Below are 22,199 nucleotides of genomic sequence, written 5' to 3' on the forward strand. Positions count from 1 at the left end.
ACTCCCCTATGTATATGCTTTCTTCATTATACGCGTCTCGCAATCGAAACGAAACGGATACCCCCCTTTTTGGCGACCGGCAAATTGTAACTAGAATTTATTGCACTTGCGATGCAAAACAGGCTACAATGAATGCATAAAAATAGGATTGGAGTATCTAAATTTGTCTGCACAAGAAGATCAAAATCGAATTCTCGCCTTGCAAAAGGGGATCAATTTCCGTGAACTGGGCGGCTATCCGACCCAAGACGGACGCCATCTTAAATGGCATAAATTATTACGTTCGGGCACGATGAATCGGCTCACTCAGGAAGACATCGACTATTTGATCGATTACGGTCTTCGTTACGACATCGACCTCCGTTCCGAAGACGAAGCCCAAGTCTCGCCGGACAAGCTGCGCAATACCGTCGTTTACCAATTAACACCAGTTTATCCGTTTGTAGATCAAACGACCGGACGGCGCTTCAAACACCGCCTGAAGCATCTGCTGGGCCATGCGAAAAATCAGCCGCTGATGGGCGACACCTACACCCAGATGATTACCGATTCGCATCCGCAGGAAACCTACCGCAATTTATTTGAAACCCTGCTGATGAACGATGAGGACAACTCAAGCGTTGTCTTTCATTGTGCAGCCGGCAAAGACCGGACCGGCGTCGGTGCAATGCTGGTCCTCAGCGCATTGGGAGTTGATAAAGAATTGATTCGCAAAGATTACCTGCTGACCAACGTCGTTTTAGGCGGCGGCGATAAGCACGCCATCAAAGCCATGCTGACATCAACTGGGAATGCGCAGGTCGATCAGATGAACGCTGGGATGGGTGTCGAAAGCAGCAACTTCGACGCTGTCTTTGCGGCGATTGAGGCCGAATCCGGCACAGTCGAACAATATTTACATGATAAAATGAAGCTTTCCGATGAAGACCTTGAACAGCTCAAAAACCTTTATCTGGAATAAGCACCGTTTTAATGGGAGGAATCAGAATGTATCAAGGCATTGTTTTTTTCGATCTCGATGGAACCTTATTGAATGATGAAAAACAAGTTCCGCAGGAAAATCTGGCTGCACTCGCACAGTTGCAGAAAAACAATATTCTGCCAGCGTTGTCGACGGGACGCAATTTATTCGAATTGAAGGATTTATTGGCCGCAACACACATCGACACCGTTAATGGCGCTAATGGCGCTTATGTCATGTACCATAATGAAAAATTAAGCGCCGCTCCAATTTCGCCGAAAACAATTGAAGCCCTCAATGAAAAGGCTCGTTCCGAAGACCTGCAAATTGCTTATTACAACGACCAGCACTTTGCAGTTACGGGGAAGAATCAGCTTGTCGAAGATAACTATCACATGCTGCGTTTCAACCAGGTCCCGGTTGACCCCGACTTCTACAAACAAGAGCCCGTCTACATGATGCTGCTGTTCACGCCGCATCAGCCCAAGCTCGACCGTCAGATCGAATACGAGGACGAATTTGCTGACCAGCTGCACTTCTTCCGAAATGGCCCTTACGCTCTTGACGTCGTGCGTAACGGCATCGACAAAGGGGTCGGCATCAAAACTCTGCTGAAAGATGCCAAATTGGAAGGCGTGCCAACCTATGCATTCGGCGACGGTTACAACGACTTGGAAATGTTCCAAGCGGTCGATCATCCGATTTCCATGGCGAACGGCGTCACACAGGCTCAAGAAATGGCCGATTTTGTGACCACCACCAATTTAGATGGCGGCATCGTCAAAGGCTTGCAGCATTTCGATTTAATTTAAACAATCACAAAAGGGCGAGCCAATATGGTTCGCCCTTTTCAAATGCTAAAGTCGTTTCACAATTTGATAACGCCGCAATGGCGCCAGCTGTTCTTTAATGTGAGCCGCATCGGCAATCCGAAAGACGGCGTAGCAAGCGTCTTCCGGTGCCTGTACGAGCACAAATTGCTGCGGATGCTGCTGATAATGAAAGATTTCGGCGCTGCGCATAACGGCGTTATAATCGTAGTTCTGTGCGATCGCATCGCCAGGATTGAACAAAATGTCTTCTGCCATTGCTCCCACTCCCTTTCATTGGGTACTGCCAGTATGACAGGCAGCGGTGTTAAAATGCAACCTTTATGCCAGGCTAGTAATCATCTGCAGAATCATCTTCGGCTGCGAAGCGGCTAATGTATAGACAGCTTTATCCTTCTGCCAAACAACATGATTGGCTAATTCTGATGGATGGGCTTCAAAAGTAAAGGCACCTTTTTTAATATTCTTCGGCAGTTTGGTCGTCGCTAAACTCGTAACAATTTTCTTTCCTAAACCAACAGGATTGTCCTTTTCTTGGTTCACTGCATGAATCGTAAAGGAACAATGGTCCTCCGTCCAATGCAAATAACTGGACCCGGCGGCACGATCCATCGTCGCTGTGATTCCATGACCTAATTTGACTTTATCGCCGCCCTGGTCCGCTTTAAAATAGTTGATCTGCTGGGCAGCATCGGCCGCTTTGGCGTAACTCTTTTTTGAATACATCGCTGCCGGAGTGCCGTTTTTCACTTTGGCGTCATTTAAAGCTAGCTGATGGGCTGCTGAATAATACGTGACCCGAAAGGCATGCGTTGTTTTAGTGAGGGTCGCATTCAGTCCAGTCGGTAATTTGGGAAAAGATTCAGCATTCATTTTTTGTTTTAACTGTTTCTGGATTGACGGGCTAGTGGTCGCAGTGGCAGTTTTCGCAGCGGCCGCTGCCATCCGCATATCGAGCTGCCGATAGTGGGCAATTCCGGCCGCTTGCGGCGATGTATAACCGCTAAACAGCCCCGCACAGGCAATGATCAAAACAAGTGACTTTTTCATCATCATTCCCCCCTTACGTTTAAAAAAAGATTAGCACCCCTTTCGAACCAATTCTAATAATCGTGCTCGTCATTTGTGAAAAAACAAACAAGTTGAAAATTCAGCCGTCTTTGCTTGTTTTAAACGGCTTAGGTCGTTAGAATGAACGTGAAATCAATTTGGAAAGGGATGGATGAGAATGGCAAACGACTTGTCTTTAGATCATTTGAATCATTTAGCACGGCGTGTTTTTGGTGATAATTTACCAACGGATTGGTTACAAGGGACTGGCACGATGAAAACAGATATTGTAGAAAATGATGACAACTATGTGGTCACAATTGATCTTCCTGGTTTAAATAAAAATGATATTCGGCTGAATTACAGTGACGGTTTGCTGGTTGTTCGTGCCACAGCAAAGCAAAAGCATGACGAAACTAACGATCAAAACCAATTAATCCGCAGCGAACGTCATTACGGCACCGTTGAACGGCAATATGCATTGCCAGATGTCGATGAAGCAAAAGTAACAGCAGCTTATCAGGATGGCGTTTTGACAATCACCCTTCCTAAGACGGCTGATGCCCAGAAACATCACATCGAAATTAACTAAATAACTGCACAAAAAAAGGATTTCCGACATTATTGCCGGAAATCCTTTTTTAACGCTTCTGCAGCGGTTTGTGTCCAACGCAGGTCCAACCCCTGCCATAATTTTTCAGTCTGCAATTTTTGTGCCTGCTGGACAGTCAAATCGGTCGTTTTGGCGGCCGCAAACTGGCGCTGCACAAATTTGCCATGTTCAAAAGTATCCCGCACGTGTAATAAATGAAACGGATAATGGCGATCTAACGGCACCGTACGGATCCAATAAACTGGATTGACGACGACCAGATAATAAAACTGGTCGCCTGAAAAATCATGCTTCATTTGCCTAGATCAGTGCCGGCCGGTACAAACTGACAACGACTCCTAAAATCGTGACACTGTCGAAATACATATCGTCCATGTCATCATTTTCAGGATGGAGCCGAATACGATCGTCTTCTTTATAGAACCGCTTGACAGTTGCTTCGATTTCTTCCGTCTGGGCAACGACAATCTGACCATTTTCAGCATCGTGCTGACGTTTGACGATAATTTCGTCGCCATTTAAGATACCGATATTGATCATCGAATTCCCCTGAACATGCAGCATAAACAGATCGGACGGATCAAAGTTAAGATCATCCGGGACTGGGAAGTAATCTTCGACGTTTTCGATGGCCGTAATCGGCACACCAGCAGCAACTGTCCCGATGATTGGAATCTGTTTCTTTTCAATGCCGATCAATTTGGCCCCTTTTTCGGTAATTTCAAGGGCTCGTGGTTTAGTCGGGTCCTTAGTGATATAGCCTTCCTTGAGCATTCGTGACAAATAGCCGGCAACTGTACTGGAGGAACTAATGTTGATGGCCTTGCCGATTTCCCGGACCGTTGGCGGATAACCGTTGTGTTCAATGGAATCGTGGATTACATGCAATACCTGTTCCCACCGTTTTGTATTGACTCGTGCCATAATTTTGCACCTCATTTTCTAATTATGTAGTTGATGTCTATTCTTAAGTCTTATCCTAGCACATTCGAACGAGTGTTTGCAATCAAAAACCGAACCTATTTTCGGAGAACAGCCTAAATTGTGCCGAAAACACAAAAAAACAGACTCAACGTGAATTGAGTCTGTTTTAAATGTGTTTCAAAGAACTGACCATTTCGTTTAACTCACTTTGGATGTGGATTTAAAAACCAAATCCGCATCCAAAGTTTTGTTAAGCCTCATTGTCACCCGTTCTTTTCCACACTCTGTTTTTAAATGTGTTCCAAGGAACTGACCATTCGTTTCACTTATGCTAGTCAGTGACTTTCCCGACATTATTGACCGGACGCCACTTCCAGTTTTCGACTGCAGGCATATCGGTGCCGTATTCGTCGATGTACTGCTTATGCTTAACCAAGGTGTTGCGCATCTTCTGGATGAATTCGCCGCCGATTTTAGCATACTGCGGCATATCAGAAACGGCTTCGATCGACAAATGATAACGATCAAGGTTGTTCATGACACGCATATCGAATGGTGTCGTGATATCCCCATTTTCTTCGTAACCATGAACATGAACGTTCGTATTCGGACGGCCGAAGAAGATACTCTTAATCAAATCTTCATAACCATGGAAGGCAAAAATAATCGGTTTGTCTTTGGTGAAGTATTGGACAAATTGTTCATCGGTCAAACCACGTGGATTGACGTCTGGACTTTGCAGCTTCAGCAAATCAATGACGTTGATAAACCGAATCTTCATATCTGGGAAGTTTTCATGGAGAATGTCGATTGCAGCCAAACTTTCCATATTCGGCTCTGTCCCAGCAGCAGCAAACACGATATCAGGCTCTTGACCTTGATCGGTGCTGGCCCAATCGATAATGCCTAACCCATCTTGCGCCAAACGAGTGGCTTCATCAATCGTGTAGAATTGCGGCCGTGGCTGTTTCGAAGTAATCAGCAAGTTGATCTTCTCATGACCTTGGAAGACCAACGGACTAACAGCTAACAAGGAGTTCGCATCAGCGGGCAGATATTCACGAATATATTCCGGCTTCTTTTCAGCCAAATGGGTCAAGATACCTGGGTCCTGATGGGTGTAACCATTATGATCCTGCTGGAAGCTGGTTGAAGTCGACACTACATTGAGTGATGGAATCGGTTTACGCCAGGATAATTCACTAGCTTTGCGCAGCCACTTGAAGTGCTGGGTCAGCATCGAATCGACGACCCGTAAGAAAGCTTCGTAACTCGTAAACAGACCATGCCGGCCAGTTAAGGTATACCCTTCCAAGAATCCTTCGTCCTGATGTTCAGACAATTGCGAATCAATCAAACGGCCTTGCGGAGCCATATCTTCATCGAATGGATCGTGGATCGGTAATTCCCACTGGCGTTTTGTCGTTTCGAAAATGCCGTACAAACGGTTCGAAGCCGTTTCATCGGGACCGAAGACACGGAAATTATTCGGATTCAATTTGATCAGATCACGTAAATAATTGGACCAGACGATCATGTCTTGTTTCGTCAGCTTGCCATGTTCGGAATTATCCAAAGCATAGTCGCGATAATCAGGTAAAATCAAATCACGCTGAGCGTCGCCGCCCGCATTTGTGACGGGGTTGACGGACATCCGTGCATCGCCTTTAGGAGCTAAGGCACGCAGTTCTGGGCGTAAAGTCCCGTTTTCGTCGAATAATTCTTCCGGCTGGTAAGACTTCATCCAGTTGACCAGATGATCGGCATTCTGCATATCGTTCTGATCGACAGGAATTGGAATCTGATGGGCACGGAATGAGCCTTCGATCGGCTTGCCGTCCCATTCTTTTGGACCCGTCCAGCCTTTTGGTGAACGGAAGACGATCATTGGCCAGGTGGCAATATGACTATCGTTGTTATCACGAGCATTCTTTTGAATGGCCTGAATTTCTTCGATAGCTGAATCCATCGCTTTTGCTAATTCCGGATTCATCTTGTCAGGATCGTTACCTTCGACGAAGTATGGATGCCAGCCCATGCCTTCGAAGAATTTCTGGAGATGTTCATCATCTTCACGGCCTAAAATGGTTGGATTACTGATCTTGTAGCCATTCAAATGGAGAATCGGCAAAACAGCCCCATCTTTGACTGGGTTGATGAATTTATTCGATTGCCAAGAAGTAGCTAATGGGCCGGTTTCGGCTTCGCCATCGCCAATGACAACAGCGGCAATTAAATCTGGATTGTCTAAAATAGCACCTGTGCCATGTGATAAGGAATAACCGAGTTCCCCACCTTCATGAATGGAACCTGGTGTGGTTGGTGCCGCATGTGATGAAATCCCGCCTGGGAATGAGAATTGCTTGAATAATTTCGCCATTCCGGTGGCATCCTGTGAAATAGTCGGATAAATATCACTGTAACTGCCATCAAGGTAGGAATTAGAAACCATGACCTGGCCGCCATGACCTGGTCCTTCAACGTAAAACATGTTCAAACCGTATTTATTGATGACACGGTTTAAATGGGTATAAATAAAGTTCTGTCCGGCAATAGTCCCCCAATGGCCTAATGGATGCACTTTAACATCCTCTGGCTTCAATGGCTCCCGTAACAAGGGGTCGCCCTTTAAGTAAAGCTGGCCGACAGAAAGATAGTTTGCAGCTGACCAATACTTTTTCATCAGATCAAAATATTCTTGTGAAGAATAATCAACATCTGCCATAATCAACTTGCCTCCCGTTTCGTTTAAGTTGTTCCTATTATAATCTCTTTAACACGCTTAGCATAACTAGATGCACTCGCAAAGTCAACCATTGTTGCCACTGGAACGGACCAATTTCAGATGGTTAAAAAAAGCGGCGCCTTAATCATCCAGCGCCACAAAAGTATTGTATTTCAAATATTGATAATGCAGGTGCATTTTTGAAAATTCAAACGGCGTCCCGTCCGCCAAAAAGAAGATGCCTTCCATCACTTCAACGGGCTCGGTCGGCTTCAGCTTCAATTCTGCTTGATCGTGTTCATTCGACGGCGCCGCATACAAACTCAAAAAGGCCTTTGTCACACGCTGCTGGCGTTCTTTTTCCATATAGTTGAAAATCGAATGTGCGACGATATCTTCCGACAATTCCGGCATAATCTTGATTGGAATGTAACTTTTTTCAATCATAAACGGTTGTTGCTTCAAAGCCCGCAGCCGAATAATCTCGTACACAAAATCGTCTGGTTTCAAAAACAAATCCTGCTGCAAATCAGCAGACGGACGAGTCACCTCAAACCGAAGCACTTTAATATCAGGATGCTCCCCGTTTTGTTGAAAACTATCGGTCACACCTAAATTCGAACCAGTGTACGAAAAAATGGTGGCATTCTTCAGGTACAACGGATTGATAAATGTGCCTGAACCACGTTTTTTAAAGATAATGCCTTTGTCGGCCAATTCGTTCAAAGCCCGTTTGATTGAGCTGCGGCTGACCTGATATTTAGTGCTCAAGGTCCGTTCATCCGGCAGTTTCATATTTTGAAACTCATCGTGATCGATCCGTTTGCGTAAATCGGTCGCTATTTCTTGATAGATCAGTGTCACGCTTTTCCCTCCCAAAGTGATTTCTCATTCATGGTACTCTCTGAACGCCACTTTGGCAAAGTGCACATGCGTTTTTAAAGGCAGAAACGGCTCCCCCGAACCATTCCCTCTAGGTCACTATCATGATGGAAAGACAGCGTTGCTTCGTTTCTACCCTCAATTTACAAAAGGTCGGGATTGGCTGTAAAGTTTTTTAACCGCCAATTAGCGTCTGAAGTGCGTTCTGGTGCTTTTTGCGTTATGCTGGTAGTGCTAATTGAAACATTGGAGGGAATAATGATGTCGTCACGTTCCGATCGTGAGAAACAAGTTGAAAAATTAAGTGCGTTTACCATTTCGGCTGGCATGTCCAAGCTGGCTCAGGAAAGCAGTGCTCATTCGTTTTTGAATGCGAGCCGTGGCAATCCGAATTGGATCAACACAAAAGCCCGCTTGGCATTTGCTCGTTTAGTCCAATTTGGGGCCCAAGAATCGCAGCGCACCCTGCATCGTGGCGATTTGGCCGGTTATGTTCAGCAGGAAGGCATTGCACAGCGCTTTTTAGACTTTCTGCAGCCAAACGATGCCACTGATCAATTTCTGCAGCAGAGCTATACCTATTTAACCGACACTTTATCCATGGATGGCGACACAGCCATTAAAGGGTTGATCGATGGCGTTATCGGCAATAATTATCCAGCGCCAAGCCGCAGTTTGTCCGTTGTCGAACCCATTTTGAATCACTATCTCGAAAAGAACTTATATCATGGGGTGCCGTTAGCCGATACGACTGAAGTGTTCCCAACCGAAGGCGGTACAGCAGCGATTGTCTACCTTTTTCATGCCCTGCGTGAAAACCACCTCATCAATCCCGGCGACAAAATTGCAATCAATGCGCCGATTTTTACACCCTATCTTGAAATTCCGACCTTGAATGATTACGAACTGGTTGAACTCGATTTAACCTCGACCGCTGAAAATCATTGGGAAATCGACAGTCGCCAGATCGCCAAGCTGGCTGACCCGTCAATCAAACTTTTCATTACCGTTAATCCGTCGAATCCCGGTTCGATGGCGATGACGCCGCAAGCCCTATCTGAATTGCAAGCGGCTGTTGCGAAAAATCCCAATCTGATGATTGTTACCGATGACGTTTATGCCACCTTTGCCGATCATTTCCAGTCGATTTATGCGGTGCTGCCATATAATACCCTGCTGGTTTATTCCTTCTCGAAATTATATGGTGCAACCGGTTGGCGGGTCGGTTTAGTCGCTGCCCATGACAAAAACGTCTACGACCAGCTGATTCATGAAAAATCGGCCGCTATCCATGAACGAATGGGCAAACGTTACGGTCGGATTGCTTTGCATCCTGAAGAAATGAAATTCATCGACAGAATGGTCGCTGATAGTCGCAGCATCGGCCTTTATCACACTTCAGGTCTGTCAACGCCGCAACAAGTCATGATGGCTCTCTTCAGTTTAACCAACCTCGTCTGCGGCGACCAGCCTGACCCGTACATCACGGCTTCTAAGAAGCTGATTAACGATCGTTACCGGGATTTCTTTGATGCACTCGAAATTCCAGCCAACGAAAGTCCGCATAATACCAAATATTATGCCCTGATCAACATTTATAAACTGGCGGCCATTCGTTACGATCAGGCCTTTGCCGATTATCTCAAAGAAAATTATGAGGAGATCGACTTCGGCATGCGGCTCGCCGAAATGCATGGCACCGTATTGATGGATGGCACCGGATTCGGTGCTCAAGCTGGTACGCTGCGGGTTTCACAGGCTAACTTGGCCAATCCCGATTATCGGGTCATCGCCAAGAATATTCTGAAATTATTGGATGCCTATCATGCCCATTATTTGGCGGCACAAAAAGACGGGAACCACTAATTTTAAACATTTTTTACAATACATTTATCCGTTAAAATGTTATGATGAAAGCGAATTAGTAAATAGATGGAGGGTTATGCCATGTTTAAGAAAAACAAACAAATTGTCAAAGTCGATAAAAAGCATCCGATCCGGTTTGCCTTTGCAACCTTATTAGGAATCGGGATTGGTTACAGTGCTTCAGCTTATATGAAGATGAAGCAGAATCAGCAGGAAGAAGACGATGCCTTCGACGATGATTTTGACTTCGATACCGATGAAGATAATTTCGACGATGACTCCGAACCAGCAACAACTTCATGGACTGAATCCGTTGCTGTGCGTGCGCCACGCGGCACAATGCCAACCCAATACAGCGGCACAGCACCACGCAAGCATAAGAATGTTTTAAGCCATCCTGGCCGCAACGCTGACAAGCCGCATGCAAGCCGCCCAAAGAAGGCTGCTGCAAGCAGTGTTGTTCATGAACAAAAGAACGATAACAAAGCTAAAAAAGCAACAAAATAATTTCATTTTTAAAAGGACTGCGACTAAATTGCCGCAGTCCTTTTTTGAATGCCATAAAGCGTTTTTTACCTGCTATGATTGCTTTCGGCATAGAATGAAGATAGAATGAAGGTGAAAAAATAATAGAAAGAAGCGATTCTGATGGCAAACGATCCATTTGGTTTTGATGATTTCGATGATTTATTTAATCAGCTGGGCGGCTTTAATGACAATCCCAATATCCGCCGCAGCATCAACGGTGTCCCAATTGATTCGGCCCGCCAGGCACAGGCAGCTCAAGCAGCTCAGCAACAGCAGCAAGCTCAGAATGGCCAGCAGCAGAGCATTCTCCAGCAATTCGGTGTCGATGTGACCAAAGAAGCTGAAGATGGCAAGCTCGACCCGGTGATTGGCCGTGACGATGAAATCAAACAAGCAATTGAGGTTTTGAATCGCCGGACAAAGAACAATCCCGTTTTAATTGGGGAAGCCGGTGTCGGCAAAACGGCCGTCGTTGAAGGTCTGGCTCAAAAAATCGTCAACTCCGACGTACCGCAAAAATTGATTGGCAAACGAATTATCCGGCTAGATGTCGTATCACTCGTCCAAGATACCGGGATTCGGGGGCAGTTTGAAAAGCGGCTCCAAGACTTGCTGAAGGAGTTAAAAGACAATCCTGACATTATCCTCTTCATCGATGAAATCCATGAAATCATGGGTGCTGGCGATGCTGAAGGCGGCATGGATGCCGGTAATGTTTTGAAACCAGCCTTAGCACGTGGCGATATTCAATTGATTGGTGCAACCACTTTGAATGAATACCGGCAAATCGAAAAAGATCCAGCCTTAGCCCGCCGCTTCCAGCCCGTCATGGTCAACGAACCAAGTGCCAAGGATACTTTGAAGATTTTGAAAGGCTTGCAGCCGAAATATGAAGAATATCACCATGTTCATTACACAGATGGCGCTTTAAAAGCATGCGTTACCCTTTCGCAGCGTTACATTCAAGACAGATTTTTGCCGGATAAGGCGATCGATTTGATGGATGAATCTGGGGCCAAGAAGAATCTGACCATCCAGCCGATCAGCCCTGAAAATATCGACAAACAAATCACAGAATTGTCCGCTAAAAAAGATCAGGCTTCTGCTGAGGAAGACTTCGAAAAAGCGGCTCAATACCGTGACCAGATTGACAAATTAAATCAGCAGCGTCAGAACAAGATTGACGCCAGCCAAAAGCCGGAAGTCACTGCACGTGATATTGCCAATATCATTGAACAAAAGACGGGTATTCCCGTTGGCGATCTCCAAGAAAAAGAAAGCCATCAGCTCGAAGACCTTGAACCAGACCTGGAAAAAGAAGTCATTGGCCAGAATCAGGCCATTCAGGAAGTTTCTGACGCCTTGATTCGTAATCGAGCCGGCTTCAATCAGTCTGGGCGTCCCATCGGTTCGTTCTTATTCGTCGGCCCGACTGGGGTTGGGAAAACTGAATTGGCCAAACAGCTCGCCAAAGAATTGTTCGGCACCGAAGATTCGATGATTCGAATCGATATGTCTGAATATCAGGATAAGTCCAGCATTTCCAAGCTGATTGGTTCGGCTCCTGGCTATATCGGTTACGAAGAAGCCGGTCAGTTGACTGAACAAGTCCGTCGGCATCCATACAGCCTCGTCCTGCTCGATGAAGTTGAGAAAGCACATCCAGATGTCATGCACCTCTTCCTGCAGATTCTCGATGACGGACGTCTGACCGATTCGCAGGGTCGTGTTGTCAGTTTCAAAGATACAATCATTATCATGACTTCAAACGCTGGGGTTGGCCCAGACGGCAAGATGCCGGATCAGCCGCTGATTGATACCTTGAAGAACTACTTCAAGCCGGAATTTCTGAACCGGTTCGATGGCATCGTTGAATTCAATCCGCTGACAAAAGATGACCTGATTCAGATTGTCAATTTGATGCTCGACAACGTCAACAAAATGGTCCAGAACAAGGGCATTCGAATCGATGTCACCAAACCCGCCAAAGACAAACTGGTCGAAATGGGCTATGAGCCAACGCTAGGGGCTCGTCCATTGCGCCGGGTCATTCAAAACCAGATTGAAACGCCAGTAGCTCGCTACATCTTGAAACATCCAGATGTAAAGACAATCCAGATGGGCGTCAAGGGCGATAAAATCGTTGTCGAAGACAAAGCAGCAAAAGACGATTCAAAGTCTGATTCCGATTTACCGGAAACTGAAAAGCCCGATTCAAGCAAAGAAACAGAATTAGGCGACTAACAGAGTGCGGCACAAAACGCTTTGACCGCAAGTCTTAAAGAAAGTTCAGACAAATTCTGTCTTCTGAATTTAGTCTGAACTGACTTAAACGCAGCGGTCAGTTTTGTGACACACGTTTCAATCAGAGTGCGGCACAGAACGTTTTGACCGCAATAATAAACGTGAAAAAAGACTAACGAAAAATTTCGTTAGTCTTTTTTGTGATTCTGATGCCAAAATGCCAGCCACGCACAAAACGGACTGGTGACCAGCAAAATGAAATTGGCTGCGAACAAAATCACTGTTGTCAGTACGTTGCGCTGTCTGGATGCTGTCTGTGCCTCTGTCCGTGTCCATTTGCGCAGCCACGGTGCGGCCCAATTGCGAAACGTCGGATATAAAAAAAGATACATCGCCGTCCACAAAATGTCGCTGTTCAGCAGCTGCAGCCACCCTACGTTCCGTTGACTGAAATGAATCGTCAACAGTAACACTGCCCATGGCCAAAAGCCTTGTCGCCAGTAACGCCGCCAATATTTCTGCATCAAGTCGCCCTCCCATCTTTATTGTGCCACAATCAGTGATACGAGTAAAAAAAGTTTCACTTGAATTCGCTTTCTTTGCTTTTAAAACGGGATTTGTTACAGACTTGTGACAAAATGACAAAAGCCTTTTAAACTGTAACTTTTCTGCGACAGGATTGACATTCTTAAGTTGTATACTGCTCCTTGTAATCAGGTAATGGGGAAAAAGCCTGAACGCAATGCAAACATTAACCAAGTACAAACTATTTTACAAGGAGTGGGGAATTTGAGTAAACGAATCAAATCGATGTTGATCACGACCGGGGCAGCCGTTTCATTATTCGCAGTTTCTGCGCAAGCGACCCAAGCCGCAACGGTTACGGTTCAATCAGGAGATACACTTTGGGGTTATTCACAAAAGTATGACGTTTCGCTCGATCGGATCGTCCAAGCAAACGGAATCGATTTAACGGATTATCTGCTGTTACCTGGGCAAACAATCACAATCCCAGATGCGACGACAACCGCACCTCAGTCGACTCAAGTGCAGGCTGCGACAACGACACAAACAGTTCAGCCAGCCGTTCAAGCAACGACTCAGACTGTTCAGCAGCCTGCCGCACAACCAGCAGTCACTACTCAAACAACCACCGCACCAGCAGCCGCAACCGCTTCGTCTGATTCAACTGCTGCAACCGATAGTTTGTCCACTTCCGATTCAGCCGCCAAGGCTTGGATCGCCAACAAAGAATCCGGCGGTTCTTACAGTGCTAACAACGGCGCTTATGTCGGCAAGTATCAATTAAGTGCTTCTTACTTAAACGGCGATTATTCAGCCGCCAACCAGGAACGAGCCGCTGATCAATACGTTACCAGCAAGTATGGTTCATGGTCAGCTGCACAATCCTTCTGGGAATCCAACGGTTACTATTAAAAGAATAAAAGATAACGGCCGCACAACTGTGAGGCCGTTTTTATATGCCATTTTGAATTTGCATGCTAGAATAAGAATAAAAGAGGATGAGCATATGTCACAAGACATCATTTCATACACACAATTGCAAGCCGATTATAACGAAACAATCCCGGCCCCATTGCGTTTGCCTGATTCTGTTCAGGAAGGGATTCATGTTTATAATCATTTCGAACCGATTCAGCTGTCATTAGTCGTTACCAATGGCAAAGTCGAAAAGATCATTTTGCAAAGTACTTTAGTCGATACGAATTCTTATTATCAGATTCTGGCCAACCTTTCCCGTGTGCTCAAACTCGATTACGAACCCATCGAAAAGAGCGCCGAACAAGCGGCCACGCTTGAAAAAGATAACAGTGTCACCGTTAACGATCTCGAAATCATTAACGATGTTCCAGCCGTCAACCATATCATCACGACGATTCAGAAAGCTTAATCAATAATAGCGCAAAAGCGACTTCTAGAAAATTCTAGGAGCCGCTTTTTTTGTCTGACGTCCTGACAACATAGGCATCTGTCAGGATACGTGTCATCACTTGTAATGACAATCGTGAATGGACTTCAAATTCAGGGAAGTATGTAATATCCGATTTATAGCCTAAAAAAACTAAGTCAGAATATGGCAAAATATCGCCTTCATCATTTGTTGTAAACGTGATGGTTGTAATTTCACGTTTATTGATTTTTTTAGCTGCATCAACCAGCTCTGGCGTTTGCCCATTTAAAGTAATAAAAATTGCAACGGAGTTTTTGGGAATCCGATTTCCTAAAATGCGAATGATATTCGGATCTGTAAACATTTCAGCTTGTTTCCCCAGCAATTGAAATTTCATCATCATTTCTTTGGCAATCAGTTCTGATAAACCGCGTGCAAATATATAAATGCTTGGTATGGCTCGCAATTTTTGGATGCTATCCTCAATAACGCCGATGTTCAATTGCTTGATCGTATTTTCAACTTCAGAAGTGCTTTTAAAAATAACGGACCGAATTTCGTCGTCAGCTTGTTTTAAATTTTGATATTTGACATTTTTCGAATTATGCCGAATGATTTCATGCCGAAAGTCGGTATATCCTTTATACCCTTTTTTCTTCATCGTTCGCACAATGGTCGCAGTTGACACATTAGCTAGCTCACTTAACCTCACAATGGATAAATTGGGAATGTCGACCACATGATCTTGAATATAACGCCAAACATACTCCTCAGAGTTACTTAACTTTTTCACTGTACAGCCCCTCTTCTTGTTTTTGTAAACGTTTTTTCAGTATTTTGCTGATATTCAAAATAGTGAAAACATTTTCACACGCATTTATCCTATCATAATGGTGAAGCAACAGAGAAGGGAATCCTGCATATGATTTACACGTTAACACTAAATCCAGCAATTGATCTTTTTATTGAAACCAATCAGCTGGAACCAAACATCGTGAACCGAACGGAAAGCTCAGATATTCAAGCAAATGGAAAAGGTGTCAATGTTTCCTTCATTTTGCATCGAATGAACATTGACAATACAGCACTTGGTTTCATAGGTGGTTTTACAGGACATTACATCGAAAGTCAACTCAATGAGCAGTCGATTCAAACTGACTTCATCGATATTCCCGGCAATACACGGATTAACGTTTTTACAAACGTCAATGCGACCCAAACCGAATATAAACTAGTTAATAAAGGGCCGCAAGTTCCACAGGATAAGCAAGCTGAATTATTGATGCAGTTGCAAGAATTGACAGAAAACGATTTTCTGTGTATTTCAGGCAGTTTTGCGCAAGGAATTGACCCATCGATTTTAATTAAGATTGCGGAAATTGCAGCGCAAAACCAATTTAAATTGGTAATCGATACCAGTTACCAAGAAGTTCCGGAAACATTTAAGTATCACCCATTCCTTGTTAAACCGAATGAAGTCGAACTCAGTCATTGGTTCAACTATTCAACTGTGCCAGATCGGCAAACGTTGATCCAATTAACTCGAAAAGCCGTTCAAATGGGTGTCCAAAATGTTCTGTTATCCTTGGGAGCTGAAGGTGCCCTCTTCGTTAATAAAGACGAGGTTCTCTATGGAAATGCCCCTCAAATAACGGTCGTCAATACGGCCGGGTCTGGAGACACGATGTTAGGCACATTTTTAGGCGGCATCGTTCAGCACATGCCAGCAGCTGCAAATTTGCAGCATAGTATTGCTGCCGGCAGCGACACAACACAATCAAGTTGGATTACCGATTTTAAAAATGTTCCTGAGCTTGAAAAACAAGTTACGATTCAAAAGTTAGGAGGAAAATAATATGGCAAAATACCAAATTATTGCTGCAACTGGATGTGCAACGGGGATTGCTCATACCTATATGGCACAAGAAGCACTCGAACAAGCTGCGGCAAAACGTGGCGCTACCATCAAGGTTGAAACACACGGGCAAACTGGCGTTGAACATGAACTGACCCAAGATGAAATTGACCACGCTCAAGGTGTCATCATTGCTTCTGATGTTGCCGTCGACGATGACCGTTTTATCGGCAAACGTGTTATCAAAGTTCCGGTTGCACGTGGCATTCGGGAACCAGACAAATTAGTCGGCGATATTTTGGATGACCAAAGTATTCCGCTTTTTAAAGATAAAGGTCATCAGCAAGAACGCTCAACCAACAAAGAAGAAGAAGCTCATAGCAAGGGAACTTCGATTTGGAATACGATTTATGTTTCCTTAATGAATGGTGTTTCGCATATGCTTCCAATCGTTGTTGCCGGTGGTGTTTTAACCGCAATTTCTTTCTTTTGGGGCATTTATTCAGCAGATCCGAAGAGCAGTGAATATAATTACTTTGCTTATATGCTGAACACAATCGGTTCAACTACCATGAACCTAATGGTCCCTATTCTTTGTGCTTACATTGCTGAAGCTATCAGTAAACGTTCTGGTTTAATTGTTGGTTTTGCAACCGGGATGATTGCTTATAACGGTGGTACTGGTTTCTTAGGTGCAATTGTCGGCGGCTATTTAGCTGGTTATACTGTTATCCTCCTTCAAAAGGTATTCAAACCATTGCCAGACAAAGAATTACGTGGTTTAAAGGCTATTTTCCTCTATCCAGTCTTTGGGGTGCTTATTTCAGGACTTGTCATGTGGTGGATCTCAACACCAATGAAAGATTTGAATGTCGGCATGATGAATTTCTTAAAAGGAATGCAAAATTCGGATCCAATTCTGTTAGGAATCGTTGTCGGTGTCATGTGTGCTTCTGATTTTGGGGGCCCAATCAACAAAGCGGCCTACTTAACTGGGACTGCGCTGCTGGCACAAGGAAATTACTTCTTTATGGCCGGTGTTTCGGCAGCCTGCATTGCACCGCCATTGGCAACTGGTTTTGCCGTTTTAATGAATAAGAAAGCTTACACTAAGAATGAACGCAGTGCTGGGTATGTTAACTTCCTGCTTGGATCCACGCATATCACAGAAGGTGCGATTCCATTCGCCGCTAAAAATCCTTTGTTAAACATTCCGGCCTTTATGGTTGGTTCTGCAATTGCAGCCGTATTAAGTTATGCAACTAAAATTCAGGTACCAGCTCCACATGGTGGCTTCATTATCTTGCCATTAGTAAACCATCCAGTTCTATGGGTATTATGGATTGTCATCGGTGCTTTAGTATCCGGTGTTCTATTAGCAATTATTGCTGGTCGTCAAGCCAAAAAGCATGGCGGCGTTGAACCATCCGGGTCTAGTTTAACGAATCTTTCCGGTTTGGATACTAGTGAAGATATCAATACCGAAACACAGGATCTTGAGATGACACCTGCAGATGCAAAAGAAGAAGATCAGATTTTAAAAAAGGATGAAGAATCATTTGATCCAGGGAATATTCTGACCAAAGAAAATATTGAATTAAATGTCACTGCAAGTTCTCGGGATGATGTTTTACATCAATTAGCGGACTTGGCTGTTAAAAATCATCTTGCTGATGATGCTGATGCTGTTTACAAGAAATACATCAAACGTGAAGATGAAGGTTCCACCGGTATGGAACAAGGAATTGCAATTCCACATGCACAGGATGCTACAATTCATCAATCAGCAATGTTGGTTCTTAAATTGAAAACACCCGTTGATTGGAAAACCTTTGATCATAAACCGGTTGATACCATTATTTCATTCTTAATTCCTGAAAAAGATAGTGGCAGTCATCTTAAGTATCTGTCGAATACTGCTAAATTATTAACGCATGCAGATTTTGTGGATGCACTCAAAAAAGCTGATTCTGTCAACGAGATTATGCAGCTCTTTAAATAAACAATTACTAAAAAAGGGATTCTGACACAATTCTGCCAGAATTCCTTTTTACATTCCTCTGATTACCTCAAAACTGATCAGCACCAGCACAATGATGACAATACCGACCCCGATTGAAATCCAATGCCAGATTGGCGTGAAATGGTCGCTGTTTCGAATCAGATAAGCATACCAGACCCCTAGGATAAAAATCAGGGCAATCAACCCCAAACGGTTCGCAACTGACATTTGTACTGCACTTCCTTTTTAGAATCGTATTCGGACGCCTGCTCCGCTTCCGTCTATTTTACCGCTAATGAAAGGATGTTCGTCGCTTCTCGACTTATTTTGCGCTATGATGGACACAACAAATACTTTAAAGGAGTGAGTCAGATGCAGCGAATTGCGATTGTTTCGGATAGCCATGGAAATGCGACTGCCCTGGCAGCGGTGATTGCCGATGCTCGTCAGATGGGTGCCGATACTTTTCTGTCGGTCGGCGATCTGACCATGCGCGGTCCGTCGCCGCAAGCCTGCATCGACTTGCTGCGGCAGGTGAATACCCAGACTTGGGTTTTAGGCAATCATGAACAAACTTATGCCGATCTGAATACGACCGATAAGGTACCGTTGAAAAAACCAAAGAGTATCATGTCAGTCGTCCAAAGTGCCTATGATAAAAATGATATGGACGCCGCAACATACCGCTTTCTGGCAACCTTGCCGCTTAAACAGACGCTCACGCTTGAAAATGTGACGATGGATGTCTTCCATGCTGCCCCTGACCAGACGCATGGTGTCCATGTTCAGGCAACGGATAAACAGCGTTACTTCAATGCCCTGCTCGAAGACAGCAACAGCGACTTAGCGATTTACGGCCACATTCACCAGCAATTATTGCGCTGGACGACAGATGGCCGGCCAATCATCAATGCCGGAACCGTCGGACTGCCGAATGCCCGCCACATCTTGCTGCAAGATCAGCGAGCCGAATATGCTGTGCTGACTTTAGACAACGGCAAATTATGCGGACTTGATTTTCGTCATGTGGCCTACAATATCGACCATGAGCTGGAAATTGCACGTCATAAAAATCTGCCCTATTACGAATTATACAAAGAAGCGCTAACCACCGGGCAGTACGCCTACACACAGGAAAAAGTCGCTGCTCAGAATCAGAAACATCATTACAAACATCTCGCCAAACAATTTCTGAAACAAAAAACATTTTTATTCTGAAAAAATAAGGCTCTGGTAAAAATCACTTTTTACCAGGGCCTTATTTCGACATTCATTTATGTTCTTGCATGTATTCGGTCAAACTCTGAATGTCATCCGCAGTTGGTTGGCGCCGCATCGACTTGATGTCATGAATGTGTTCCACCGAAACGTGACTATCAAAAGCAAGCTCTGAGTCGGTCAGGTCATGCTTCTTTTGGAAGTGGATAATCGCTTCTGCAAAATCACTTAATTGTTCGTTATCATTCATCTTTCTGCCTCCTGCATTTATTATACCGCACTAAAAGTCGACTAACTTACCATTTAAGTGAACTGGAACTGGATCGCCGTCCAGCAAATGAATCTCGCTGACGACTAAATCGTTGTCCCGTTTGACTTGCAGCTGCAGCAGCGAACCGTGGTACAAAACTTCCATCTGGTAGCCGTTCCAGCTCTTCGGCAGATACGGTTCGAACGACAGCATCTTGTCGCCGATCGTCATCCGGGCAATCCCATACGCCAGAATCAGCCATGAGCCGCCCATTGCAGCTGTATGCAGGCCGTCTTTAGTATTGCCCTGCTGGTCCGCAATATCGGTCAGCGCCGTCCGCTTGAGCAGTGTCTTGGCTTTATGCGCATCGCCGATTTTAGCAGCTACAATCGCATAAATAGCTGGTGACAAGGAGGAATCGTGCGTCGTGAGTGGTTCATAATATTGGTAATTGACCCGCATCTCTTGGTCGGTAAATAACTTCGGCAGGAGGCACCATTGCTAAAATCAAATCGGCCTGCTTCAAAACCTGCTTGCGATAAATGATGAGCGGATGGTAATGCAGCATCAACGGGAAATTTTCCTTTGGTGTGTTGGCTAAGTCCCATTTGCCTTTGTCTAAGAATGTATCATCCTGCCCAATCAAATCGCCCCGCCGGTAGATAAACATCTCATCGGCAGCCTTCTTGAAGGTCTCCCATTCTGCTTGGGTGACTCCGAAACGAGATGCCTGTTCCAGTGTAAAGTGTTTCAGCAAGAAGTAGAGCTGATTCTGAACCATGAAATTCGTATAAGCATTGTTATCCACTAACGCTGTATATTCATCCGGTCCGGTAACGGTATTAAGGGTGAAGCCCTTGCCAGGCACGAAATCGCCATAGCTGATATAGAAACGGCTCGTTTCAACCAGCATTTCCAGGCCGTACTGATCGAGAAAATCACGATCCTGTGTCACTTCGTAATAACGCTGAACGGCGTACATAATATCGGCATCGATATGGATCGCCGCTGTGCTGGCTGGAAAATAGGCCGAAGCCTCTTCCCCATTGATTGTCCGCCACGGATACAAAGCGCCCTTTAACGACAGATTCTGGGCATGGACTTTGGCATCCTGCAGCTGTTCATAACGAACCAGCAGCAAATTACGAGCTGTTTCCGGCTGATTCATCAGGAAGAACGGCAGAATATAAATTTCGGTATCCCAGAAGTAATGGCCCTCATAGCCAGTACTCGTCAGCCCTTTCGCTGAAATACTCCGTTTACTGTCTTGTCCGGCCGCCTGCAGCAGCTGGTAGCTGACAAAATGCAACGCCTGCTGAAGCTCGTCATCGCCGTCGATTGAAATCGCCGCATGTTCCCAGAAAACATCGAGATGCACTTTTTGTTCCATCGCCAGTTTGGCAAAGCCGATTTTCTTAGCTTCCGCCAATTGCTGCCATAATAAATCCTGTGTATCTTTTTCACTATCGACCTGCAGATAAACCGCATATTTGGTCAATGAAACGGGATTTTGCAAATCATACGTCTTTTCCCAGCTCAAATCATGCCATTCGCCCGCTGTATCATGGGTGATTCCAATCAGCACTTCTTGATTGCTGTTCAAGGTCCGCAAATCTAAGCCACGTGCATCCTCTTTTTCAATTGCCAGCGCATTTTGGAAAATGGATTGGGTATTAACTTGGCTCAGACGAGGATCAAACCCAGCTGGTGCCGCATCGGTCGTCCGATCGAGCTGCGAAACCACTTTGAGGCGGCCGTCTTTAAAGTCGACTGCCGTTGCATCCATTAGAAAAGCAGCGACTGTCTGATGTTTGAAACTGACCAAACGGCTGAATGTCACGGCAATCGTCTTGTTCGACTTATAAGAACGCCACTTGAAGTGATGGATCATCTGCCCATTTTTCATCTTGAGGTTCCGTGAATTGACTAAAAATTCGCCGTTCTGATCATCGACGTGTTCGCCGTCCAAATACAAGGCACAGCTGCTGGCATCGGGCAGATTGATGATCGACTGCCGCTGATTGGGATAACCATAAGCACTTTCGCCGTAAACAATCGGCTCTTGTTCGTAAAAACCGTTGATATACGTGCCCCGTGTGCTGGACAGGCTCTGAATCAGATTCTTGTCCTCAAATGAACCTCGAATCCCCAAATAGCCATTTCCAACCGTGAATAAGGACTCAGTTGCCTTATTCTTGGAATCTTCTTTATTGACGCCAGCTGTTAAACTCCAGCTATCTTCTCCGTACTGCAAAGTTTGCCACTCCCCGCTTCTTAAATTCATCTTAATTTTACGACTGAATCGGTCCAGATGAAATCGTTTTTGGTACAATATTCCT

22 protein-coding genes and 3 pseudogenes are annotated in these 22,199 nt (G+C 44.9%); 13 read left to right on the forward strand and 12 right to left on the reverse strand.

Annotated features, from left to right (window positions below; translation table 11 throughout):
- The first annotated feature begins 163 nt into the window (after positions 1–163).
- Together IV40_RS02790 and IV40_RS02795 are read left to right on the forward strand one after the other, a co-directional pair.
- Positions 164–961, forward strand: coding sequence for a tyrosine-protein phosphatase (locus IV40_RS02790; protein WP_057768866.1), 798 nt, complete (start codon positions 164–166; stop codon positions 959–961).
- Positions 962–987: 26 nt separating this feature from the next.
- Positions 988–1,773, forward strand: coding sequence for a Cof-type HAD-IIB family hydrolase (locus IV40_RS02795; RefSeq protein WP_057768867.1), 786 nt, complete (start codon positions 988–990; stop codon positions 1,771–1,773).
- A gap of 45 nt (positions 1,774–1,818) precedes the next feature.
- Here IV40_RS02795 and IV40_RS02800 read toward each other — a convergent pair whose 3' ends face one another.
- Both IV40_RS02800 and IV40_RS02805 read right to left on the reverse strand, forming a co-directional pair.
- Positions 1,819–2,049: a hypothetical protein gene (locus tag IV40_RS02800; protein WP_057768868.1), complete on the reverse strand. Its 231-nt coding sequence runs from the start codon at positions 2,047–2,049 to the stop codon at positions 1,819–1,821.
- A gap of 63 nt (positions 2,050–2,112) precedes the next feature.
- Positions 2,113–2,841: a hypothetical protein gene (locus IV40_RS02805; RefSeq protein WP_057768869.1), complete on the reverse strand. Its 729-nt coding sequence runs from the start codon at positions 2,839–2,841 to the stop codon at positions 2,113–2,115.
- Positions 2,842–3,019: 178 nt separating this feature from the next.
- Between IV40_RS02805 and IV40_RS02810 the strand changes: the two genes are divergently transcribed.
- On the forward strand, positions 3,020–3,433 hold the full coding sequence (locus IV40_RS02810) for an Hsp20/alpha crystallin family protein (RefSeq protein ID WP_057768870.1): 414 nt from the start codon (positions 3,020–3,022) through the stop codon (positions 3,431–3,433).
- Between the two features lie 29 nt (positions 3,434–3,462).
- On the opposite strand, the gene IV40_RS02815 is transcribed toward IV40_RS02810, so the two are convergent.
- The 4 genes from IV40_RS02815 to IV40_RS02830 form a co-directional block, all read right to left on the reverse strand.
- Positions 3,463–3,750 (reverse strand): hypothetical protein, encoded by a 288-nt coding sequence (locus IV40_RS02815; RefSeq protein WP_057768871.1) that lies wholly within the window; start codon positions 3,748–3,750, stop codon positions 3,463–3,465.
- Positions 3,751–3,754: 4 nt separating this feature from the next.
- Positions 3,755–4,381 (reverse strand): transcriptional repressor LexA, encoded by a 627-nt coding sequence (gene lexA / locus IV40_RS02820; RefSeq protein WP_162258848.1) that lies wholly within the window; start codon positions 4,379–4,381, stop codon positions 3,755–3,757.
- 328 nt (positions 4,382–4,709) lie between these two features.
- Entirely contained in the window at positions 4,710–7,103 is a 2,394-nt protein-coding gene (locus IV40_RS02825; protein WP_057768873.1) for a phosphoketolase family protein, read from the reverse strand.
- 141 nt (positions 7,104–7,244) lie between these two features.
- A complete protein-coding gene (locus IV40_RS02830; protein WP_057768874.1) occupies positions 7,245–7,967 on the reverse strand; it encodes a GntR family transcriptional regulator in 723 nt (240 codons plus the stop codon).
- A gap of 279 nt (positions 7,968–8,246) precedes the next feature.
- On the opposite strand from IV40_RS02830, the gene IV40_RS02835 reads away from it, so the two are divergent.
- The 3 genes from IV40_RS02835 (at position 8,247) to IV40_RS02845 (ending at position 12,623) form a co-directional block, all read left to right on the forward strand.
- Complete coding sequence (locus IV40_RS02835) at positions 8,247–9,851, forward strand: bifunctional aspartate transaminase/aspartate 4-decarboxylase (RefSeq protein ID WP_057768875.1); 1,605 nt, start codon at positions 8,247–8,249, stop codon at positions 9,849–9,851.
- Positions 9,852–9,932: 81 nt separating this feature from the next.
- Positions 9,933–10,358: a hypothetical protein gene (locus IV40_RS02840; RefSeq protein WP_057768876.1), complete on the forward strand. Its 426-nt coding sequence runs from the start codon at positions 9,933–9,935 to the stop codon at positions 10,356–10,358.
- A gap of 141 nt (positions 10,359–10,499) precedes the next feature.
- Positions 10,500–12,623 carry an ATP-dependent Clp protease ATP-binding subunit gene (locus IV40_RS02845; protein WP_057768877.1) on the forward strand — a complete coding sequence of 708 codons (2,124 nt, stop codon included), beginning with the start codon at positions 10,500–10,502 and terminating at the stop codon, positions 12,621–12,623.
- Between the two features lie 188 nt (positions 12,624–12,811).
- Here the strand turns inward: IV40_RS02845 and IV40_RS02850 are convergent, their stop codons facing one another.
- Positions 12,812–13,147, reverse strand: a complete 336-nt coding sequence (locus IV40_RS02850) for a hypothetical protein (protein WP_057768878.1) — start codon at positions 13,145–13,147, stop codon at positions 12,812–12,814.
- A gap of 256 nt (positions 13,148–13,403) precedes the next feature.
- Here IV40_RS02850 and apf point away from each other — a divergent pair, with 256 nt between their 5' ends.
- Both apf and IV40_RS02860 read left to right on the forward strand, forming a co-directional pair.
- Complete coding sequence (apf, locus tag IV40_RS02855) at positions 13,404–14,060, forward strand: aggregation-promoting factor (RefSeq protein WP_476737438.1); 657 nt, start codon at positions 13,404–13,406, stop codon at positions 14,058–14,060.
- Between the two features lie 94 nt (positions 14,061–14,154).
- Positions 14,155–14,535 carry a hypothetical protein gene (locus IV40_RS02860; protein ID WP_057768879.1) on the forward strand — a complete coding sequence of 127 codons (381 nt, stop codon included), beginning with the start codon at positions 14,155–14,157 and terminating at the stop codon, positions 14,533–14,535.
- Between the two features lie 34 nt (positions 14,536–14,569).
- On the opposite strand, the gene IV40_RS02865 is transcribed toward IV40_RS02860, so the two are convergent.
- Positions 14,570–15,328 (reverse strand): MurR/RpiR family transcriptional regulator, encoded by a 759-nt coding sequence (locus IV40_RS02865; RefSeq protein ID WP_057768880.1) that lies wholly within the window; start codon positions 15,326–15,328, stop codon positions 14,570–14,572.
- A gap of 129 nt (positions 15,329–15,457) precedes the next feature.
- Here IV40_RS02865 and pfkB point away from each other — a divergent pair, with 129 nt between their 5' ends.
- The 4 genes and pseudogenes from pfkB to IV40_RS11025 form a co-directional block, all read left to right on the forward strand.
- The gene (gene pfkB, locus IV40_RS02870; RefSeq protein WP_057768881.1) at positions 15,458–16,390 is read left to right on the forward strand and encodes a 1-phosphofructokinase; all 933 of its coding nucleotides are present in this window, start codon (positions 15,458–15,460) and stop codon (positions 16,388–16,390) included.
- 1 nt (position 16,391) lies between these two features.
- Positions 16,392–16,677, forward strand: a pseudogene (locus tag IV40_RS11015) (PTS fructose transporter subunit IIB); the annotation flags it as partial.
- 107 nt (positions 16,678–16,784) lie between these two features.
- Positions 16,785–17,804 (forward strand): annotated as a pseudogene (locus tag IV40_RS11020) (PTS fructose transporter subunit IIC); the annotation flags it as partial.
- Between the two features lie 132 nt (positions 17,805–17,936).
- Positions 17,937–18,392: pseudogene (locus IV40_RS11025) on the forward strand (PTS sugar transporter subunit IIA); the annotation flags it as partial.
- Between the two features lie 48 nt (positions 18,393–18,440).
- On the opposite strand, the gene IV40_RS02880 reads toward IV40_RS11025, so the two are convergent.
- Complete coding sequence (locus IV40_RS02880) at positions 18,441–18,620, reverse strand: hypothetical protein (RefSeq protein ID WP_057768883.1); 180 nt, start codon at positions 18,618–18,620, stop codon at positions 18,441–18,443.
- Between the two features lie 144 nt (positions 18,621–18,764).
- On the opposite strand from IV40_RS02880, the gene IV40_RS02885 reads away from it, so the two are divergent.
- On the forward strand, positions 18,765–19,610 hold the full coding sequence (locus IV40_RS02885) for a metallophosphoesterase family protein (protein ID WP_057768884.1): 846 nt from the start codon (positions 18,765–18,767) through the stop codon (positions 19,608–19,610).
- Between the two features lie 52 nt (positions 19,611–19,662).
- Here IV40_RS02885 and IV40_RS02890 read toward each other — a convergent pair whose 3' ends face one another.
- Genes IV40_RS02890 through IV40_RS02900 form a run of 3 tightly spaced genes read right to left on the reverse strand, consistent with a single transcriptional unit; the run spans position 19,663 to position 22,114 of the window.
- Positions 19,663–19,860, reverse strand: coding sequence for an LBP_cg2779 family protein (locus tag IV40_RS02890; RefSeq protein ID WP_057768885.1), 198 nt, complete (start codon positions 19,858–19,860; stop codon positions 19,663–19,665).
- Between the two features lie 30 nt (positions 19,861–19,890).
- Positions 19,891–20,322, reverse strand: coding sequence for a glycosyl hydrolase family 65 domain-containing protein (locus tag IV40_RS10955; protein WP_057768886.1), 432 nt, complete (start codon positions 20,320–20,322; stop codon positions 19,891–19,893).
- Positions 20,297–22,114 (reverse strand): glycoside hydrolase family 65 protein, encoded by a 1,818-nt coding sequence (locus tag IV40_RS02900; RefSeq protein ID WP_057768887.1) that lies wholly within the window; start codon positions 22,112–22,114, stop codon positions 20,297–20,299. The genes IV40_RS10955 and IV40_RS02900 overlap by 26 nt, the downstream gene beginning before the upstream one ends.
- Positions 22,115–22,199: the final 85 nt, after the last annotated feature.

Source organism: Lactobacillus selangorensis (genome assembly GCF_001437205.1).
Lineage (GTDB): Bacteria > Bacillota > Bacilli > Lactobacillales > Lactobacillaceae > Paralactobacillus > Paralactobacillus selangorensis.

Excerpts from the sequence above, each read along its gene's own strand:
- IV40_RS02880 (WP_057768883.1), bottom strand. The coding sequence starts at position 18,620 with ATGTCAGTTGCGAACCGTTTGGGGTTGATTGCCCTGATTTTTATCCTA.
- IV40_RS02815 (WP_057768871.1), bottom strand. The coding sequence starts at position 3,750 with ATGAAGCATGATTTTTCAGGCGACCAGTTTTATTATCTGGTCGTCGTC.
- IV40_RS02840 (WP_057768876.1), top strand. The coding sequence starts at position 9,933 with ATGTTTAAGAAAAACAAACAAATTGTCAAAGTCGATAAAAAGCATCCG.
- IV40_RS02805 (WP_057768869.1), bottom strand. The coding sequence starts at position 2,841 with ATGAAAAAGTCACTTGTTTTGATCATTGCCTGTGCGGGGCTGTTTAGC.
- IV40_RS02800 (WP_057768868.1), bottom strand. The coding sequence starts at position 2,049 with ATGGCAGAAGACATTTTGTTCAATCCTGGCGATGCGATCGCACAGAAC.
- IV40_RS02845 (WP_057768877.1), top strand. The coding sequence starts at position 10,500 with ATGGCAAACGATCCATTTGGTTTTGATGATTTCGATGATTTATTTAAT.
- IV40_RS02810 (WP_057768870.1), top strand. The coding sequence starts at position 3,020 with ATGGCAAACGACTTGTCTTTAGATCATTTGAATCATTTAGCACGGCGT.
- IV40_RS02890 (WP_057768885.1), bottom strand. The coding sequence starts at position 19,860 with ATGAATGATAACGAACAATTAAGTGATTTTGCAGAAGCGATTATCCAC.
- IV40_RS02825 (WP_057768873.1), bottom strand. The coding sequence starts at position 7,103 with ATGGCAGATGTTGATTATTCTTCACAAGAATATTTTGATCTGATGAAA.
- IV40_RS02850 (WP_057768878.1), bottom strand. The coding sequence starts at position 13,147 with ATGCAGAAATATTGGCGGCGTTACTGGCGACAAGGCTTTTGGCCATGG.
- IV40_RS02885 (WP_057768884.1), top strand. The coding sequence starts at position 18,765 with ATGCAGCGAATTGCGATTGTTTCGGATAGCCATGGAAATGCGACTGCC.
- IV40_RS10955 (WP_057768886.1), bottom strand. The coding sequence starts at position 20,322 with ATGCGGGTCAATTACCAATATTATGAACCACTCACGACGCACGATTCC.
- IV40_RS02795 (WP_057768867.1), top strand. The coding sequence starts at position 988 with ATGTATCAAGGCATTGTTTTTTTCGATCTCGATGGAACCTTATTGAAT.
- IV40_RS02860 (WP_057768879.1), top strand. The coding sequence starts at position 14,155 with ATGTCACAAGACATCATTTCATACACACAATTGCAAGCCGATTATAAC.
- pfkB (WP_057768881.1), top strand. The coding sequence starts at position 15,458 with ATGATTTACACGTTAACACTAAATCCAGCAATTGATCTTTTTATTGAA.
- IV40_RS02835 (WP_057768875.1), top strand. The coding sequence starts at position 8,247 with ATGTCGTCACGTTCCGATCGTGAGAAACAAGTTGAAAAATTAAGTGCG.